Annotated in this window: 14 protein-coding genes; 2 read left to right on the plus strand and 12 right to left on the minus strand. The window is 72.4% G+C overall.

The genetic code is table 11. The features are described from left to right. A partial coding sequence (locus ACFYMP_RS03135; protein WP_388849630.1) for an acyl-CoA dehydrogenase family protein occupies positions 1-461 on the minus strand: 461 nt, incomplete at its 3' end. 92 nt (positions 462-553) lie between these two features. Between ACFYMP_RS03135 and ACFYMP_RS03140 the strand changes: the two genes are divergently transcribed. After that, positions 554-1,318: a TetR family transcriptional regulator gene (locus ACFYMP_RS03140; RefSeq protein WP_388849633.1), complete on the plus strand. Its 765-nt coding sequence runs from the start codon at positions 554-556 to the stop codon at positions 1,316-1,318. 139 nt (positions 1,319-1,457) lie between these two features. Here ACFYMP_RS03140 and ACFYMP_RS03145 read toward each other — a convergent pair whose 3' ends face one another. From ACFYMP_RS03145 to ACFYMP_RS03165, 5 genes are all read right to left on the minus strand, one after another. Then, positions 1,458-3,887, minus strand: a complete 2,430-nt coding sequence (locus ACFYMP_RS03145) for an FtsX-like permease family protein (RefSeq protein WP_388849636.1) — start codon at positions 3,885-3,887, stop codon at positions 1,458-1,460. After that, entirely contained in the window at positions 3,884-4,570 is a 687-nt protein-coding gene (locus tag ACFYMP_RS03150; protein ID WP_388849639.1) for an ABC transporter ATP-binding protein, read from the minus strand. Before ACFYMP_RS03150 ends, ACFYMP_RS03145 begins: the two co-directional genes overlap by 4 nt. Continuing rightward, a complete protein-coding gene (locus ACFYMP_RS03155; protein WP_388849642.1) occupies positions 4,567-5,091 on the minus strand; it encodes a PadR family transcriptional regulator in 525 nt (174 codons plus the stop codon). The genes ACFYMP_RS03150 and ACFYMP_RS03155 overlap by 4 nt, the downstream gene beginning before the upstream one ends. Before the next feature lie 183 nt (positions 5,092-5,274). Beyond that, entirely contained in the window at positions 5,275-5,637 is a 363-nt protein-coding gene (locus ACFYMP_RS03160; RefSeq protein WP_388849644.1) for a hypothetical protein, read from the minus strand. Then, positions 5,634-6,617 carry an SPFH domain-containing protein gene (locus ACFYMP_RS03165; protein WP_388849647.1) on the minus strand — a complete coding sequence of 328 codons (984 nt, stop codon included), beginning with the start codon at positions 6,615-6,617 and terminating at the stop codon, positions 5,634-5,636. Before ACFYMP_RS03165 ends, ACFYMP_RS03160 begins: the two co-directional genes overlap by 4 nt. A 409-nt stretch (positions 6,618-7,026) precedes the next feature. Here ACFYMP_RS03165 and ACFYMP_RS03170 point away from each other — a divergent pair, with 409 nt between their 5' ends. After that, positions 7,027-9,327, plus strand: a complete 2,301-nt coding sequence (locus tag ACFYMP_RS03170; protein ID WP_388849650.1) for a transglycosylase domain-containing protein — start codon at positions 7,027-7,029, stop codon at positions 9,325-9,327. Positions 9,328-9,431: 104 nt separating this feature from the next. Here the strand turns inward: ACFYMP_RS03170 and ACFYMP_RS03175 are convergent, their stop codons facing one another. The 6 genes from ACFYMP_RS03175 to ACFYMP_RS03200 form a co-directional block, all read right to left on the minus strand. Then, positions 9,432-10,901: a catalase gene (locus ACFYMP_RS03175; protein ID WP_388849653.1), complete on the minus strand. Its 1,470-nt coding sequence runs from the start codon at positions 10,899-10,901 to the stop codon at positions 9,432-9,434. 301 nt (positions 10,902-11,202) lie between these two features. Further along, positions 11,203-13,296, minus strand: a complete 2,094-nt coding sequence (locus ACFYMP_RS03180; protein WP_388849656.1) for a SpoIIE family protein phosphatase — start codon at positions 13,294-13,296, stop codon at positions 11,203-11,205. Positions 13,297-13,335: 39 nt separating this feature from the next. Continuing rightward, positions 13,336-14,025, minus strand: coding sequence for a class I SAM-dependent methyltransferase (locus ACFYMP_RS03185; protein WP_388849660.1), 690 nt, complete (start codon positions 14,023-14,025; stop codon positions 13,336-13,338). Between the two features lie 117 nt (positions 14,026-14,142). Further along, positions 14,143-14,805, minus strand: coding sequence for a DUF402 domain-containing protein (locus tag ACFYMP_RS03190; protein ID WP_388849664.1), 663 nt, complete (start codon positions 14,803-14,805; stop codon positions 14,143-14,145). A gap of 94 nt (positions 14,806-14,899) precedes the next feature. Next, on the minus strand, positions 14,900-16,300 hold the full coding sequence (locus tag ACFYMP_RS03195) for a class II fumarate hydratase (protein ID WP_388849667.1): 1,401 nt from the start codon (positions 16,298-16,300) through the stop codon (positions 14,900-14,902). Positions 16,301-16,497: 197 nt separating this feature from the next. After that, on the minus strand, positions 16,498-18,165 hold the full coding sequence (locus ACFYMP_RS03200; RefSeq protein WP_388849670.1) for a fumarate hydratase: 1,668 nt from the start codon (positions 18,163-18,165) through the stop codon (positions 16,498-16,500). Positions 18,166-18,264: the final 99 nt, after the last annotated feature.

Raw genomic sequence — 18,264 nt, forward strand, 5'->3', positions numbered from 1 at the left:
ACCCAGGAGTCGCCCTCGCGTACCGCCCTGGTCCTCATGCCCGCCGCGTCCGAGCCCGCGTCGGGCTCGGACAGGGCGTAGGAGAACATCGCGTCGCCCCGGGCCAGCGGCCGAAGGTACTTCGCCTTCAGCTCCTGGGACCCGGAGAGGATCACGGGCAGGGAGCCGAGTTTGTTGACGGCCGGGATCAGGGAGGAGGAGGCGCACACGCGCGCCACCTCCTCGATCACGATGACGGTGGCCAGGGCGTCGGCGCCCGCGCCGCCGTAGGTCTCGGGCACGTGCACGGCGTGCAGGTCGGCGGCGGTCAGCGCGTCCCGCGCCTCCTGCGGGAAGCGGCCCTGCTCGTCCACCTCGGCCGCGAACGGCGCGATCTTCGCCTCGGCCAGCGCGCGGACCGTCTCCCGGAGCATGTCGTGCTCCTCCGCCGGACGGTACAGATCGAAGTCGGAATCAGACATCAGCATCTCATCAAGGTCGGTGCGAAAAGGTATCGAGTTCCCTTCATGATGGCACCAAGTGCCACAGGGGGAAAGGCCGGTATGTTCGTGGCATGAGTGAGCAGCGCGACAGGCCCGCCGGGGACGCGGCGAAGGCGTCCGGGGAGGGGCCCGCGAAGCCCGGGGACGGGCCGGCGGCGGGGGAGCGGCAGGAGAAGGCGCCGATCCGGGAGCTGCTGGTCGCGGCGGCCTTCGACCTGTTCGCCGAGCACGGTTACGACGGGGCCACCGTGGACGACATCGTGCGCCGCGCCGGGGTCGGCCGGCGCTCCTTCTTCCGGTACTTCCCGACGAAGGAGGAGGTGGTCTTCCCCGACCACGAGCGCGTGCTCGCCGACATGAACGCCTACCTGGAGGAGGGGTTCGCGGCCCCCGACCCGGTCGGCCTGGTCTGCGGGGCGGCGCGACTGGTGACCCGCATGTACGCCCGGGACGCCGAGTTCTCCGTCCGGCGCTACGCCCTCACCCGCAAGGTGCCCGCGCTCAAGTCGTACGAGCTGTCCATGGTGTGGCGCTACGAGCGGGCCATCGCCCGTTACCTGGAGAGCCGGTTCGCGGGCGTGTCCGACGGCGGGGTGCGCGCCCACGTGATCGCCGCGAGTGTCGTCGCCGCGCACAACCACGGTCTGCGGGCCTGGCTGCGCTCGGGCGGCCGGGGGGACGCCGTCACCGGGGTCGACCAGGCCCTCGACCTCGTCCGCCGTACCTGGAGCGGCAGCGAGGAGAGCGTGGTCCTCGTCGCCCGCCGCGACGCCCCGATGTGGCAGGTCGTCCAGCGCCTGGAGCAGGCGTGGCGGGAGACCGGCCCGGGAGAGTGAGGCGGGCGCGCGAGGGGGAACCCGGTACCCCTGGGCGCGGGGGCAAGGGGTACCGGGTTCCCCGCCCGGCGGTACGGCCGGGCGGGCCGGGCCGGCCGGGATGCGGCTCAGCCGCGCACGCCGTCCGTGGCGGGGCCGCTCACTCCGTGCGCAGACCGTCCGCGCGCATCATCCGCCACAGCACCGGCAGGCTCAGCAGCGTCATGAGCAGGATCAGCGCCGCGCCCACGCCCACCATCGGCAGGAAGACGAACCAGCCGGTCACCTCCTTGCCGACCAGCCGGACCAGCACCGCGCCCAGCCCCAGGCCGCCGGCCGTGGCGAGCGCGAGCCCCAGCGTCATCGGGATCGCCGTCTGCCACAGCAGCGACCAGGCCAGCGAGGAGCGCCTGGTGCCGAAGGCCGTCAGGGCCGCCAGCAGCCGCCTGCGCTCCCGCAGTTGCTCGATCATCGTCACCAGCAGGGAGGCCGCGATCATGAGCATCGTGAGCACGGCGCCCACCTGGAGACCGTGCCGGACGCTCGTGTAGACGGAGTCCCGCTCGGTCGTGCCGTACGTCCAGATCCGCATCGTGGGATCGATCCGCAGGGCCGCGTTGCGCGCGAGATCCGCCGCGTCGGGCACCGAGTCGTCGAGCTTGACCGTGGTGGTCGTACCGGAGCCCGCGTCCAGCACCTTGGTGGCGATCGCCGAGGGCGTCAGGTACAGGCCGCCCGTCAGGTCGCCGCCCGGGTCCTCGCGGGCCACCACGTCGCGCAGGTGCCCCGGCACGGTCCACAGCCGCGGGTGGTCGCCGCTGGGGTCGAGGTCGATCCGCCGCCCGGGGCGCGCCAGGGCCCGGGTGTCCTTGTCGTACTCCTTGTCGTCCGGCATGAACACGCGGAAGGCGTCGCCCTCCGCGCAGTGCCCGATCCGTGCCATCTCCTGGAGCGTCGCGCAGTCGCCGATGGTCAGGAACACGGTCCGGACCCGGTCCGCGTTCATGTCGGCGCCCGGTTCGTGGGCGTAGCCGGTCACCGCGCTCATGACCTTCTCCACGGAGGGGACCCGGGACAGGTCCGCGCTGAGCCTGCGGGAGAGGTCCACGTCGGGGACCGGGGAGTACACCCCCATACCGGCCCGGTCCACGTCCTCGCCGGTCACCTTCCGGAAGTCCGCGCTCGTCGCGAGCAGCATCATCTGGAGCGCCACCGCCCCCGCCACCGCGACGGTGATCCCGCTCACCGCGCGGGCCGCCGTGCCGCTGCTCAACTGGAGCCTGCGGACAGCGAGCTGCCACGGCACCGGACCCCCGCGCGCCTCGCGCACCACGTACTCGACGAGCCACGGCAGCAGCAGGGTCAGCCCGAGCAGGGTGAGCGTCGCGCCGCCGCCCAGCCGGTACGGGTCGATCGCCTGCCCGGCCCGCTCGCCGGGCGTGGACCGCAGCCGCTGGTCGGACAGCAGGACGGCGATCCCGGCCAGGGCGACCACCAGCCGCCACCACAGCCGGCGCCCGCGCGGGGCCGCGTCCCGCACCACGCCCAGCGGCTCGATCGCCACCGCGCGCAGCGAGAACAGCGTCACGACGACCGCCGACACCGGCACCGCGAGGCACACCAGGACGGCGATCCAGGCCACCGGCGTCAGGTCCTCCGGATAGGCGCTCGCCCCGCTGACGGAGAAGTGCGGGGCCAGCCGGCGCGCCACCAGGAACAGCCCGCCGCCCAGGGCCAGGCCCAGCAGCGAACCGAACAGGGCCTCCCCGGCGGCCGTCCGCCGGGTCGTCGCGACGTCCGCGCCGATCAGCCGCAGCGCGGCGAGCCTGCGGTCGCGCCGCTCCCCGCCGAAGCGCACCGCCGTACCGATGAAGATCAGGACGGGCGTCAGCAGCACCACGCAGACCACGACGATCAGGGCCAGTAGCACCGGGTCGAGCCGGTCCGGCTCCTGGCCCTTGTTCTTCGCCCAGTCGTGCGCGTAAGCGAGCTCGGCGCGGTGCCGGGTGTCCACCCGCCCTCCGGGATCGAGGTACACGAACAGCTCACCCGGCTGCTCCAGCCCCGAACGGCCGATCGTCCCGGCCTCCTTGTACGGCGCGAACCGCTCCCGCAGCGTCCGGTTCGCGCCGTCCGCGAGCAGATCGTGCAGGGCCGGGGAGACGAACATCTCGCCGGGCGCGGGGAAGCGGTCCGTGCCCCGGGGCGCGGGCGCGTTGCGGCCCGTCTTCCGGACGACGTAGCCGCCGATCGTGCGGTCCCGGTACTCGCTGCTCGCGTCCCCGACCCGGAAGGCGCGGGGGTCGTGCGCGGCGGCGGCCGCCTCCGTGTACTGAGGGGTGCGGCTCTGCCAGCGCTCGCTCTGGCGCGCGTTCAGCGTCGGTACGCAGGACGCGGTGAGCAGCAGCAGGACACCGAGGCCCACGCCGAACGCCGTCAGCGCCGCCCTGATCCAGCCCTCTCGGCCACCCGCCACGGCCAGCCGTACGCCCCTCGCCAGGTCCCTGGCCCACGCGGCCGCCCCCCGCGCCGGGCGGCCCGGCGGCGGGGACGCGGGGGCGGTCGCCGGCCGCTCGTCGAGCGCGCTCATACGTACTGCTCCATGTCGCGGGACTTCCCGTCGCGTACGACGACCTCGCGGTCGGAGTACGCCGCGACCCGCGCCTCGTGGGTCACCAGGACCACGGCCGCCCCGGTCGAGCGCGCGGCCTCCGTCAGCAGCTCCATGACGCGCTCCCCGTTCAGGGAGTCGAGGGCGCCGGTCGGCTCGTCGGCGAACAGCACCCGGGGGCTGGTGACGAGGGCCCTGGCCACCGCGACCCGCTGTCCCTGACCGCCCGAGACCTCCCCGGGACGGCTGCCGCGCAGGTCCGCCACCTCCAGGCGCTCCATCCAGCCCAGCGCGTGCCGCTCGGCCTCCTTGCGCCGTACGCCGTTGAGCCGCAGCGGCAGCGCGACGTTCTCCACGCAGGTCAGCTCGGGCACCAGCCGGCCGAACTGGAAGACGAAGCCGAAGTCGCTGCGGCGCAGCGCGCTGCGCCGGCTCTCCGGCATCGCGCTCAGCTCGGCGCCGTCGTACACGATCAGGCCCTCGTCGGGCTCCACGATCCCGGCGAGGCAGTGCAGCAGCGTGGACTTGCCGGAGCCCGAGGGGCCCATCACGGCGACGACCTCGCCGGGGTGGATCGAGAAGTCCGCGCCGTCCAGCGCCGGGGTGCGGCCAAAGGTCTTGCGAAGGCCCTGCGCGCGGAGCAGCGAGCCGGCGGGGATCATCCGATCACGTCCCGGGTGAGTCTGCCCAGACGGGCGGTGGCCAGCTCCAGCCAGCGCAGATCCGCTTCGAGGTGGAACAGCGCGTGGTCGCAGATCAGCTGGTCCGCGAGATCGCCGGAGCGCTTGCGCTCGGTCAGCGAACGCATCAGCCGCAGATGCTCGGCGCGCTGGACGTCCATGACGTCGCGCGCGTCGCGGCCGGTCAGCAGGGCGAGGACGACCTTGGTGTACAGGGTCGACTGGAGATACGGCTCCGGCTTCTCCGGAGTGGCCAGCCACTGCCGGACATCGGTGACCCCGGCGTCGGTGATCGCGTACCGCTTGCGTTCGGGGCCCTCCCCCGGCTCGATGCCGTCGACCTCGACGAGGCCGTTCCGCAGCAGGCGGGACATCGTCGAATAGACCTGGCCGTAGTGCAGCGGCTTGTCGTGCCCGAATTTTTCGTCGAAGGCGCGCTTCAGGTCGTAACCGTGGCGGGGCCCCGACTCCAGGAGACCGAGAAGTGTGTGACCGATGGACATGGCGAGCACTCTACACACGAGGTATACGCCGTGTGTATACCCCCCGTGTACAGCTGGATGAAGCGACGGCCGGTGACCCGCGTCGCAGCAGGTCACCGGCCGTCGGGTGCGGGGCCGGACGGTCGCCGGCCCGGTCCGTGACCGGGCCTCTGGCCGGCCCGCCCCTCGTCGCCCACCCCTCGCTCAGGGGGCGCCGTCCTCGCCGTCCTCGCCGTCGGCCGCCGCCGGGCGCTCCGGCTCGCCGCCGGCCGCCGCCGAGGGCTCCCGCCGGGGGCGGCCCCGGCGGGCGATCGGGGCCGCGGAACCGGGCAGCCGGCCCGCCTCGGCGAGCGCGCGGCGCAGCAGGAACTCGATCTGCGCGTTGGTGCTGCGCAGTTCACCGGCGGCCCAGCGGGCGAGCGCGTCGTGGACGAGCGGGTCGAGGCGCAGCAGCACCTGCTTGCGCTCCGGCCGGGCCCGCCGGGAGGGCCGCGCCTGTGCGGCCTCCGGCGCGCCCCGCGGCTCCCGCTCCGGCGGGTCCGGCTGTCCGCTCACGGGTCCGGTCACTGGTAGAGCGTGCCCGTGTTCACGACGGGCTGGGCCGCGCGGTCCCCGCACAGCACCACCAGGAGGTTGCTGACCATGGCCGCCTTGCGCTCCTCGTCCAGCTCCACGATGTCCTGCGCGGTGATCCGGGCCAGCGCCTGCTCGACCATGCCGACCGCGCCCTCCACGATGAGCCGGCGGGCCGCGACGACCGCCCCGGCCTGCTGGCGCTGGAGCATCGCGGAGGCGATCTCCGGGGCGTACGCGAGGTGGGTGAAGCGGGACTCGATGATCTCGACGCCCGCCGCCTCGACCCGCGCGTGCAGCTCCACCGCGAGCTTCTCGGTGATCTCCTCGGCGTTCCCGCGCAGCGAGAGCCCGCCCTCCTCGTGCGCGTCGTACGGGTACTCGATCGCGATGTGCCGTACGGCGGCCTCGGTCTGGGTGGAGACGAACTCCAGGAAGTCGTCCACCTCGAAGCTCGCCTGAGCGGTGTCCTGGACCCGCCACACCACGACGGCGGCCAGCTCGATCGGGTTGCCGTACGCGTCGTTGACCTTCAGGACGGCCGTCTCGTGGTTGCGCACCCGGGTCGAGATCTTCTCCCGCGAGGTCAGCGGGTTGACCCAGCGCAGCCCGTCCACCCGGATCGTGCCCCGGTAGCGGCCGAAGAGCTGGACCACCCGGGCCTCGCCGGGGGCGACCATGTTGAGCCCGGACATCGCGAAGCACGAGCCGATCGCGAGCAGGACGCCGACCACGATGAGGACGGCCTTGACCGCTGTCGCGTCGAAGGCGGTGGCGGAGACCGCCAGGCCGAGGCCCACGACGAGGCCGATCAGCCCCAGCAGCAGGGCGAGCCCGCCGCCGATGCTCTGCGCGGTGAACTCGCGCACCCGCGGCTTCGGCATCTCGGGCAGGTCCCCCGGGACGGCGTCCCGCGCGGCGGGGGAGGGGTGAGGGGCGGGCGTGGTGGGCGGAGTCTCGTGCGGCTCGGTCATGGCGTCCCCGTTCTGTGTGTGGCGCGGTGTGCCGGTGTGCGCCGGTATGTGCCTGTGTGTGCCGGGCTCCCGGCGCACGGAGCGGGCCGGGAGCCGCGGCGTCGCGACGGCACCCGGCCGTCCGGAGGACCGGCTCCCGGCTATCTAAGTGATATCACTTTACCCTTCCCGGCAACCGTTCACGCCCTGAGGGAGTCGGAATCAGTGGGAGGTGAGATTGCGGGGCGGACCGGTGAACCGGCGTGACGCGAGGGGCGGGTGCTCATTGTCACGTCCGGAAAAGACCGGATCGACGGGCGTTTGTCCCAGGGTGCGGTGTTAGTTTTCAGAGCTGACTTTTCAGCGCTGACCGAGAGCTGACCAGAGGCAACGGCCGCCACGGCGGCCATGAGGAGCGGGGCCGTCGAGCATGGGGCGAGCAGAGGAGAGGCGAGCGCGACAGCGCTCCGGCCGGGGGGCCGGTGGCGCCCGGCGCGGCGGCATACGCCGCCTGTTCACCTGGAAGAAGATCCTCGGCACCCTCTTCGGGCTGTGCCTGCTCGGGATAGCCGGGCTGGTCGGCGTCTACTTCTACGTGGACGTCCCCGAGGGCAACGCGGACGCCAGCATCCAGAGCAACGTCTACAAGTACAGCGACGGCACGGTCATGGCCAGGACCGGTGAGCGCAACCGGGAGATCGTCGGGCTGGACCGGGTCCCCAAGAAGGTGCAGCACACCTTCGTCGCCGCCGAGAACAAGTCCTTCTACACGGACAAGGGCGTCGACCTGAAGGGCACCGCGCGCGGCGTGCTCAACACCCTCGCCGGCAAGGGCAAGCAGGGCGGGTCGACGATCACCCAGCAGTACGTGAAGAACTACTACCTCACGCAGGACCAGACGGTCAGCCGCAAGCTCAAGGAACTGGTCATCTCCCTGAAGGTGGACCAGCGGTACTCGAAGGACGACATCCTCGCCGGGTACATCAACACGAGCTACTACGGCCGCGGCGCCTACGGCATCCAGGCCGCCGCCCAGGCGTACTACGGGGTCGACGCGGAGGACCTCAAGGTCGGGCAGGGCGCCTACCTCGCGGCGCTGCTCCAGGCCCCGAGTCAGTACGACTGGTCCTCGGCCACCCCGCTGGGCAAGGAACTCGTCACCAAGCGCTGGAACTACGTCCTCGACAACATGGTCGAAAAGCACTGGCTGGACGCGGGCGAGCGCTCCTCGCTGAAGTTCCCGGTGCCGCGCGGCCCGAAGCCCGACCCGGGGCTCAAGGGCCAGGCCGGCTACCTCAAGGAAGCCGCGCAGAACGAGCTGATCCGCCGGCTGGAGACCCAGGGACTCTCCTACGAAGAGGCCAAGGCCAAGGTCGACGCGGGCGGTTACACGATCACGCTCAACATCGACCGCGGGAAGCAGCGGCAGCTGGAGAGATCCGTCAAGCGGCAGCTGACCTCCAAGCTCGACCCGAAGACCCGGAAGGTGGACGCCGACGTGCAGGCGGGCGCCGTCTCGGTGAACCCGAAGAACGGCAAGGTGCTCGCCCTGTACGGAGGCGCGGGCTACCCCGAGCACTACACCTCCAACGCGACCCGCGCCGACTACCAGGCCGCCTCGACCTTCAAGCCCCTCATCCTCGCGGCCGCCCTCCAGAACCAGGCGACCACCCAGGACGGCAAGCCGATCACCGCGTCCACGATCTACGACGGCACGAGCAGGCGGCCGGTCAAGGGCAGCGGCATAGGGTTCGCCCCGCCCAACGAGGACGACGTCGACTACGGTCCCGTCACCGTCCAGAAGGCCATGAACAAGTCCATCAACTCGGTGTTCGCGCAGATGGGCGTGGACGTCGGCATGGACAAGGTGCTCCAGACCGCCGACGCCCTCGGCATGGACGCCAAGGACCTCCAGGCGGTGCCCGCGCAGACCCTCGGCTCGATGGGCGCCAGCCCCCTGCAGATGGCCGGCGTGTACGCGACGCTCGACAACCACGGCCGCAAGGTCAGCCCGCAGATCCTGAAGTCCGTGCAGCACGAGGGCGCCGAGATGGACCTGCCCAGCGCCCTGGGCGAGCAGGTGATAAGCCGCGAGGCCGCCGACTCGGTGACCTCGGTGCTCACCGGGGTGGTGGACGACGGCACGGGCGCCGCCGTGCGCAACTCCCGCCAGGCCGTCGCGGGCAAGACCGGCACCTCCGACGACAACAAGTCGGCCTGGTTCACCGGCTACACCCCCGGCCTCGTGACCTCCGTCGGCATCTTCGGGGAGGCCGACGGGCCCCGCGAGGTCAAGGGCAGGACGCTCAAGAAGGGCAGCCAGGTCTCGGTGAGCGGCGCCGGTGGTGGCGGCCGGGTCAACGGTGGCGGGTTCCCCGCGCAGATCTGGGCCGACTACACCTTCGACGTCCTGGGCGCGCCCAGCAAATTCGACCTCGACACCGACATGGGCGCGGCCGTGGCCCCGCCGCCGGAGCCGAGCCCCTCGGACTCGCCCTCGCCCTCGGACTCGCCCACGCCGAGCCCGACGCCCTCGCCCACGCGGTCCTCGCCCTCCCCGACGCCCTCCTCCCAGACGCCCGAGCCGCCCTCGCCGTCCGTCCCGGACCCGTCCTCGCCGGCTCCGCCCTCGCAGCCGGAGCCGCCCGGCGGCCAGGAGAGCCCCGGCGGGCCCTCGCTGCCGCCCGAGCCCGACTCGCCCGGCCTGTTCGGCGGTGGCGAGGACCAGTAGCGCGACCCGCCTCGGGACGGGGCACGGACGAGGACACGTGAAGGGGCCCCGGCCCGCGCGCCAGGCGCGTGGACCGGGGCCCCTTCCCCACGGCCGGGTACCCGTCAGGGCTGTCCGACCTTCGCGGCGATGCGGTCGCCGATGTTCTTGTCGACGTTGCGCCAGTACTGCACGGCGCGCGCGAGCACCGGCGGGGTCACGCCTTGCAGCAGGTGCCCCGACACGTTGTCCACGAAGCGGTCGCGGGCCGCGTCGTCGAAGACCTTGCGGACCATCGTGCCCGCCTGCCCCCAGTCGTCGTCCTCCCGGCGCAGCGTGTACGCCTCCCGGACCATCTCCCCGGCCGCGTGCCAGCCCGCCGGGTCCCCGAACCGCTCCACGTCGGCCGCCGGGCCGCCGTACGAGTTCGGGGCGTACGGCATCGCCGTGTTCGACGGGACGTACCGCATCGGCCCGTCCTTCGCGTACGAGTTGACGGGGGAGTGCGGACGGTTCGGCGGGAGCTGCGCGTAGTTCGGGCCGATCCGGTACCGGTGCGTGTCCGGGTAGGAGAACAGCCGGCCCAGCAGCATCTTGTCGGGGGACGGGCCGATGCCGGGCACCATGCTGGAGGGCTCGAACGCGGCCTGCTCGATGTGGACGTGGAAGTCCTCGGGGTTGCGGTCGAGCACCATCCGGCCCACGTCGATGAGCGGGTAGTCGGAGTGCGGCCACACCTTCGTCAGGTCGAAGGGGTTGAAGCGGTAGTCCGCCGCGTCCTCGAACGGCATGACCTGGACCTTCAGCGACCAGCTCGGCGCGTTGCCCGACTCGATCGACTCGAACAGGTCCCTGCGGTGCTTGTCCGCGTCGTGGCCGGCCAGCTCGTCCGCCTCGGCCTGGGTCAGGAAGTCCAGGCCCTGGTCGGTGTGGAAGTGGTACTTGACCCAGAACCGCTCCCCGCCGCCGTTCACCCACATGAAGGTGTGCGAGCCGTAGCCGTTCATGTGGCGGTAGGTCTTCGGCACGCCCCGGTCACCCATCAGGTACGTCACCTGATGCGCCGACTCCGGGGACAGGGTCCAGAAGTCCCACTGCATGTCGTTGGAGCGCAGACCGGTGCGCGGGTGCCGCTTCTGCGAGCGGATGAAGTCCTGGAACTTGATCGTGTCCCGGACGAAGAAGACCGGGGTGTTGTTGCCGACCAGATCGTAATTGCCGTGCTCGGTGTAGAACTTCAGCGCGAAACCGCGCGGGTCACGCCACGTGTCGGGCGAGCCCTGCTCCCCGGCGACGGTCGAGAAACGCGCCAGCATCTCGGTGCGTTTGCCCGGCTGGAAGAGGTCGGCCTTCGTGTACTGGCTGACGTCGTTGGTCACCTCGAAGAACCCGTAGGCGCCCGAGCCCTTGGCGTGCACGACGCGCTCGGGGACCCGCTCCCGGTTGAACTGGGCCATCTTCTCGATGGCGTAGTGGTCCTGGAGCAGGATCGGTCCGTCCGGCCCGATGGTCAGCGAGTTCTCGTCGCTCTCCACGGGGATACCGGCGTTGTTCGTGGTGTACGGCGCCTTCGGGTTGCGCACATCCTCGGTCACGAGCGTCCTCCCGGTCAGTGGGGGTGGGGTCGGGTCGCTTCGTCCACCAGGCCAGTCAACTGGGCGGGTGGCCTGTCGGCAACACGGAGTGCCTGTTGGCTACGCGGGGTGGTGGGCGCGTGTACCGTGCCGGGTGCCCTCTGGGGGCGGGGGTAATCGGCCCTTCGGGCCTCGTCCTCAAGCGCCGGACGGGCTGGGTGGGGGCGGGGTGTGGCTGTGCGGCCCTCCGGCCTCGTCCTCAGGCGCCGGACGGGCCGGGTGGGGGCGGGGCGAGGTGCGGGGGCGCTCGTCGGTGGCGGGGTCAGAGGTTCAGTTCGAACCAGACGATCTTTCCGTTGCTCAGGCGGGTGGCGTCCCAGCGGCGGGCCAGGCGGTTGACCAGATAGAGGCCGCGGCCGCCCTCGTCCGTGGAGCGGGCGTTGCGCAGCCTCGGGAGCTGGGGGACGTCGTCGCCCACCTCCACGCGCAGCACGTCCGTACGCAGCAGGCGCAGGGTCACCGGCCGCGAGGCGTACCGCACCGCGTTGGTCACCACCTCACTGACCAGCAGCTCCACCGTGTCGATCTGCTCGGTGAGGTCCCAGCGCTCCAGGGCCTCCCGGGCCAGCCGGCGGGCCCGGCCGACCGCCGCCGGCTCGGCCTCCAGGAACCAGAACGCGACGTCGCTCGGCGCGATCCCGTCGAAGCGGGCGGCGAGCAGCGCGATGTCGTCGTCCCGGTCGCCCGGCCCCAGCATGTCGAGGACCTCGTCGCACAGGGCCTCCAGCGGCGGCGCGTGGTCCACGCCCGTCAGCTGGGCCGTGACCACCAGCTTCTCGCGCAACTGCTCGATCCCGGTCCACACGTCCCGCAGCCGCGACTCGACCAGGCCGTCCGTGTACAGCAGCAGCGTCGCGCCCGCCGGGGCGTCCAGCTCGACCGCCTCGAAGTCGACGCCGCCGACCCCGATCGGCGCGCCCGAGGGCACGTCCAGGACCTCCGCGTGGCCGCCCAGGTGCAGCAGCACGGGCGGCGGATGCCCCGCGTTCGCGATGGTGATGCGGTGCGCGACCGGGTCGTACACGGCGTACACGCAGGTCGCCATGCGGTCCGTGCCCAGCCGCTGCGCCTGCTCGTCCAGATGGTGCAGGACCTCCTGCGGGGGCAGGTCCAGGCCCGCGAGGGTCTGCGCCGTCGTACGCAACTGGCCCATGATCGCCGCCGAGGTCATCGAGTGGCCCATGACGTCGCCCACGACGAGCGCCACCCGGGAGCCGGGCAACGGGATCGCGTCGTACCAGTCGCCGCCCACCCGCGCCGTCTCCGCCGCCGGCAGATAGCGGCTCGCGAGGCGTACGCCGGTCGGGTTGGGCAGTGTTTCCGGCAGCATCATCCGCTGCAACTCGTCCGCGATGTACGCCTCGCGGCCGTACAGCACCGCCTTGTCGATGCCGAGCGCGCTGTGCGTGGCCAGCTGCGCCGTCACCAGCAGGTCGTCCGGCGCGAACGGCACCCGGTCCGGGCCGCGCAGGAACACGGCCGCGCCGATCACCCGGCGCCGGCCGCGCAACGGGGCGAGGATCGCCCGCTGCCCGTCCTCACCGAGCAGCGGCGGCACCGCGTCCTCGCCCAGCAGCTCCGGCAGCGCGGCGAGCGCCGCGGGCGAGCCGCCGAAGACCGGGCGCACCCCGCGCAGCACCTCGGCCAGCGCCCCGCCGCCCCGCACCCGGCACAGCTCCGCGCCGCGCACCCCGCCCTCGGCGGTCGGCGCCGCCGGGAGCAGCGAACCGGACACCGCGCCGGTCTCGCTGTCGGTCTGCCCCTCCGGGATGCGGTCGGTACGCCGCAGCCGCAGCACGAGCGGGCCGCTCGGCCGCTCCTCGCCCACCGGCAGCGGATCGCGCAGGTACACGAGGATCGCGTCGGCGAAGGTCGGCACCGTGGCCCGGCACAGGCCCATCACGATCTCGTCGAGGTCGATGCCGCGGGCGATCCGCCGGGTCGCCGAGCCCACGAAACGCAGCCGCTCGCCCTCGCGGCGCTCCCGCGCCTGCGGGGAGGACAGCGCTTTCTCGTCCTCCGTGAACGCCCGCATGCCCGTCGAGGCGACCCCGAGGCCCAGCCCGGGGACGAGACCCGGGTCGCTCCCCCGCGGCTGCTCCCCGCGTGGGCGCGCTCCCTCCACGGCGGCCACGCCGGGCTCCCCGTCCCTCGTGTGGCCCAGCGGTTCGCCCGGCCCGGTGTCACGCTCCCCGCCCGCGCCGGAGGCGGGGCCGTTGTCCTGGCCGGGCAGCGCGACCGGTCCGGCGGCCTCGGGGGCCTCGGCGCGCAGCAGCGCCCCGCGCGGGTCGGCGGGGGCTTCGGGGCGGCGGCCACTGTGCTGCCGGCCCTCGGGGGAGGTGGGATGCTCGGTCACGCGTTTCGAATCCGTCCGTCCGGGCTGCGCGCCCCGCGCTCAGGCGCGTCGGCAGTTCAGGAAGAGCTGGTACTCGGGTGGGGCGTCGGTGGTGGCGGGGGCGTAGGCGTACGAGTCCTCGCCGAGGATCTCGAAACCGGCCCCGCCCACGACTTCGCGCAGCTCCTCGCGCAGATATCCGGATACCCGGATCTCGTGCCCGAGGAACGGGATGCCCGCGTCGTCCAGGTCGGCCTCGACCATGGACAGCGCCAGCAGCCCGCCGGGCCGCAGCAAGGACCGCAGGGAGGACAGAGCGTAGGGGATCTCGGTACGCGGAAGCATCAGCAGGGTGAAGAAACACGTGATGCCGTCGAAGTGGCCGAGCCCCTCGGGGCCGTCCGCGCGCAGCGCCGCCACGTCCCGCCGCAGGAAGGTCGCGCCCGGCACGTTGGCGCGGGCCAGCTCCACCATCCCCGGCGACAGGTCGACCCCGGTCACCTCGTGCCCGGCCGCCACCAGGGCGCCCGCGGTGGGCAGCCCCGTACCGCAGCCGACGTCGAGTATCCGGGAGCCGGCCGGCAGTTCGCCGGACAGCCAGGCACCCGCCGCGAGCTGCCCCTCCTTGTGCGGGAAGGCCTCGTCGTAGTGCCGTCCGATGGCGTCGAACGCCTCGGCCTGGCCCGTACGGTCCGGTGCCCCGGCCCCGTATCCCTCGTACCCCACGCTCACGTACCGTCCGCCCCTCATTGACATTCTGTCAACCACCGTGCACGTACCGGGTGTTGCCCCAGACCGCGACCGCCGAACCGGGCGGCCTCGCAAGGGACGATCCTACGTTTCGACCTCCGGGGCGGGGCAAGGGTCTCATGCCCTCAGTCGTTCGGGCAGGCGGTCCCAGTCGGCCGGAAGAGCGGGAACCGGCCAGCGCGGATCGGGCCGCCAGTCCTGCCAGGCGTCCTTGAACGGGGAGCCCCACTCCTCGATCACGGCAACCGCCGCCCGCCCCGCCTCCCGCACCCGGGCGGCCTGCCCGGCGTCCATCAGCCCGTCCTCCAGGGCCTGCGCGAACTCGTCCTCGTCGCGCCAGCGCCACGTACGGTCCCGGTAGACATCGATGTCCAGGAAGTGATCCCGCGAATCCACCCCGCCCGACCAGCGCACCCGCGGTTCCTCCAGGTTCACGTACCAGTGCGCGAAGCGCCAGTCCTCCTCCCACCACAGCCACACCGACCAGGGTTGACCCCAACGGGCCACCTTCAGCACACCCATTCCGTACCACTCGTCGCGCGCCAGCGCGCGTGGCCTCGTGTACCGGGTGGCGAGCGGCTCGTGGTGGACGGGGGTGCCGTCCGCCAGCACCGGCTTGACGCACCGCGTGCCGGGCGCGAGCCAGGCCGCGAGCAACTCCTCGGTGTCCTGAACCACCGTCATGGGGCGGCAGATGTGGAAGCGCTCGCCGCCGTTCTCGCGGTAGCGCCACAGGATCTGGGTGCCGGGCGGCCAGGGGCCGGTGGCGTGTGGGCTCATGCGCGGATTTTACGCGGGCACGGGGCCGGCCCGGTCGCGAGGCGGGCCCCGGGCGGGCGGCCCCTCACGGGGCCCCGCCCGGGGGACGGCCGGCTCACGGGTGCGTCATGCCCAGGACGTCCAGGGCCTCGTCCAGCTGCTCGACGGTGAGGTCGCCGCGCTCCACGTAGCCCGAGTCCAGGACGACCTCGCGGATCGTCCGGCGTTCGGCCAGGGACCTCTTCGCGACCTTCGCCGCCTCCTCGTAGCCGATGTACTTGTTGAGCGGGGTCACCACGGAGGGGGAGGACTCGGCGTACTCGCGGGCCCGCTCCACGTTCGCGGTGATGCCGTCGACCGTGCGGTCGGCCAGCAGCCGCGACACGTTCGCGAGCAGCCGCACCGACTCCAGGACGTTCTTCGCGATGACCGGCAGCATCACGTTCAGCTCGAAGTTGCCGGCCGCGCCCGCCGCCCCGACCGTCGCGTCGTTGCCCACGACCTGCACCGCGACCTGGAGCACCGCCTCGGGGATCACCGGGTTGACCTTGCCCGGCATGATCGAGGAGCCCGGCTGGAGGTCCGGCAGCGTGATCTCGGCCAGCCCCGTGCGCGGGCCGGAGGCCATCCAGCGCAGATCGTTGGCGATCTTCGTGAGCCCCCCGGCGATGGTCCGCAACTGCCCGCTGGTCTCGACGATCCCGTCCCGCGCGCCCTGCGCCTCGAAGTGGTCGCGGGCCTCCGTCAGCGGCAGGCCCGTGACCCGCGCGACCTCCGCGATCACCGCGGGCGAGAACCCGGCCGGCGTGTTGATCCCGGTGCCCACCGCCGTACCGCCCAGCGGCAGTTCGGCCAGCCGGGGCAGCGAGGAGCGCAGCCGCTCCACGCCGTGGCGCACCTGCGCCGCGTACCCGCCGAACTCCTGGCCGAGGGTCACCGGCGTCGCGTCCATGAGGTGGGTGCGGCCCGACTTCACGACCTGGGCGAACTCCTCGCGCTTGCGCTCCAGCGCCGCCGCGAGGTGCTCCAGCGCCGGGATCAGGTCCTCGGTCACGGCCGCCGTCGCCGCGATGTGGATCGAGGAGGGGAAGACGTCGTTGGAGGACTGCGAGGCGTTGACGTGGTCGTTGGGGTGGACCGGGGAGCCCAGCCGCTCCGTCGCCAGGGTCGCCAGTACCTCGTTCGTGTTCATGTTGGACGAGGTTCCCGAGCCGGTCTGGAAGACGTCCACCGGGAAGTGCTCGTCCCAGCGGCCCTCCGCGACCTCCTCGGCCGCCTCCTGGACGGCCCGCGCGATGCCGGGGTCCAGTACGCCCAGCTCCGCGTTGACCTTGGCGGCGGCGCCCTTCACCAGGGCCAGCGCCCGGATGTGGGCCCGCTCCAGGTGCTGGCCGGAGACCGGGAAGTTCTCCACCGCCCGCTGCGTCTGCGCCCGCCACTTCGCGTGCGCGGGCACCCGCACCTCTCCCATGGAGTCGTGCTCGACGCGGTACTCGCCCGCCGGTGTGCTCGTCATCTCGTCTGCCTCCTGAAGGCCGTCCCGCCGCTGTCCGTATCGATCAAGGTGTACCCCGTCTGTCACCAGGGTCCCTCTGGACGCAGCGAACCGCCCCGGGACGCTATTCCTCGGCGTCCCGGGGCGGCCGGGGACCACGGGCGGCAAGACGCGCCCGCGGCCCCGGGATCACAGGCCGCGAGGCGGGCGCTCGGCGGTCAGACGAGGCCGGGGCCGCGTACCGGGATGGACGTGAAGGTGGGCGCCGGGGCCGGCTCGGTGAAGAAGTCGTTGCCCTTGTCGTCGACCACGATGAAGGCCGGGAAGTCCTCGACCTCGATCTTCCACACCGCCTCCATGCCCAGCTCCTCGTACTCGACGACCTCGACCTTCTTGATGCAGTCCTGCGCCAGGCGCGCCGCCGGGCCGCCGATCGAGCCGAGGTAGAAACCGCCGTGCGTCGCGCACGCGTCCGTGACCTGCTTCGAGCGGTTGCCCTTGGCGAGCATGACCTTGGAGCCGCCCGCCGCCTGGAACTGCTCGACGTAGGAGTCCATGCGGCCGGCCGTCGTCGGCCCGAAGGAACCGGAGGCGTATCCCTCGGGGGTCTTCGCGGGGCCCGCGTAGTACACCGGGTGGTCCTTCAGGTACTGCGGGATCTCCTCGCCCGCGTCGAGGCGCTCCTTGAGCTTCGCGTGCGCGATGTCGCGGGCCACGACGAGCGGGCCGTTGAGCGAGAGACGCGTCTTGACCGGGTGCTTCGACAGCTCGGCGAGGATGTCGTCCATCGGCTGGTTCAGGTCGATCCGCACGACCTCGCCGTCCTCGGCCAGGTGCTCCTCGGTCGTCTCCGGCAGGAAGCGCGCCGGGTCCGTCTCCAGCTGCTCCAGGAACACGCCCTCGGCGGTGATCTTCGCTACGGCCTGCCGGTCGGCGGAGCAGGACACCGCGATCGCGACCGGGCAGGAGGCGCCGTGCCGGGGCAGCCGCACGACGCGCACGTCGTGGCAGAAGTACTTGCCGCCGAACTGGGCGCCGATCCCGATCTTCTGGGTCAGCTCGAAGACCTTGTCCTCCAGCTCCTTGTCCCGGAAGCCGTGTCCCAGCGGGGAGCCCTCCCCGGGCAGCTCGTCCAGGTAGTGCGCCGAGGCGTACTTCGCGGTCTTCAGCGCGAACTCGGCGCTCGTGCCGCCCACCACGATCGCCAGGTGGTAGGGCGGGCAGGCCGCCGTACCCAGCGAACGGATCTTCTCCTCCAGGAACTTCATCATCGAGCCCTCGTTGAGGACCGCCTTCGTCTCCTGGTAGAGGAAGGACTTGTTGGCCGAGCCGCCGCCCTTGGCCATGAACAGGAACTTGTAGGCCCCGCCGTCCGTCGCGTACAGCTCGATCTGCGCCGGGAGGTTGGAGCCGGTGTTCTTCTCCTCCCACATGGTCAGCGGCGCCATCTGCGAGTAGCGCAGGTTCAGCTTCGTGTAGGCGTCGTAGATGCCGTGCGCGAGGGCCTTCTCGTCCTCGCCGCCGGTCAGCACGTTCTGGCCGCGCTTGCCCATGACGATCGCCGTACCGGTGTCCTGGCACATCGGGAGCACCCCGGCCGCCGCGATGTTGGCGTTCTTCAGCAGGTCGAGCGCCACGAACTTGTCGTTCGAGGAGGCCTCGGGGTCGTCGATGATGCGGCGCAGCTGCGCGAGGTGCGCGGGACGCAGATAGTGCTGGATGTCGTGGACGGCCTCGGCCGCCAGCGTCCGCAGCGCCTCCGGAGCCACCTTGAGGAAGGTCCGCCCGTCCGCCTCGAAGGTCGTCACGCCCTCGGAGGTCACCAGCCGGTACGGCGTCGTGTCCTCTCCCGTGGGCAGCAGATCGGTGTACGCGAACTCCGGCATCGTGGCCATTCCTCGTGTGGTCTGCGGGCCACTCCTCCGGCCCGGCGTGCCTGCCTTGGCAGCGCCTTTCAGCGTAGAACGTACGGCGCGGGGCGCCGC

It is taken from the genome of Streptomyces sp. NPDC007088 (genome assembly GCF_042869355.1).
Lineage (GTDB): Bacteria > Actinomycetota > Actinomycetes > Streptomycetales > Streptomycetaceae > Streptomyces.

Coding starts and splice junctions, on each gene's coding strand:
- ACFYMP_RS03190 (WP_388849664.1), bottom strand. CDS start 14,805: ATGAGCCCACACGCCACCGGCCCCTGGCCGCCCGGCACCCAGATCCTG.
- ACFYMP_RS03150 (WP_388849639.1), bottom strand. CDS start 4,570: ATGATCCCCGCCGGCTCGCTGCTCCGCGCGCAGGGCCTTCGCAAGACC.
- ACFYMP_RS03170 (WP_388849650.1), top strand. CDS start 7,027: ATGGGGCGAGCAGAGGAGAGGCGAGCGCGACAGCGCTCCGGCCGGGGG.
- ACFYMP_RS03145 (WP_388849636.1), bottom strand. CDS start 3,887: ATGAGCGCGCTCGACGAGCGGCCGGCGACCGCCCCCGCGTCCCCGCCG.
- ACFYMP_RS03185 (WP_388849660.1), bottom strand. CDS start 14,025: ATGAGGGGCGGACGGTACGTGAGCGTGGGGTACGAGGGATACGGGGCC.
- ACFYMP_RS03200 (WP_388849670.1), bottom strand. CDS start 18,165: ATGCCGGAGTTCGCGTACACCGATCTGCTGCCCACGGGAGAGGACACG.
- ACFYMP_RS03155 (WP_388849642.1), bottom strand. CDS start 5,091: ATGTCCATCGGTCACACACTTCTCGGTCTCCTGGAGTCGGGGCCCCGC.
- ACFYMP_RS03140 (WP_388849633.1), top strand. CDS start 554: ATGAGTGAGCAGCGCGACAGGCCCGCCGGGGACGCGGCGAAGGCGTCC.
- ACFYMP_RS03195 (WP_388849667.1), bottom strand. CDS start 16,300: ATGACGAGCACACCGGCGGGCGAGTACCGCGTCGAGCACGACTCCATG.
- ACFYMP_RS03165 (WP_388849647.1), bottom strand. CDS start 6,617: ATGACCGAGCCGCACGAGACTCCGCCCACCACGCCCGCCCCTCACCCC.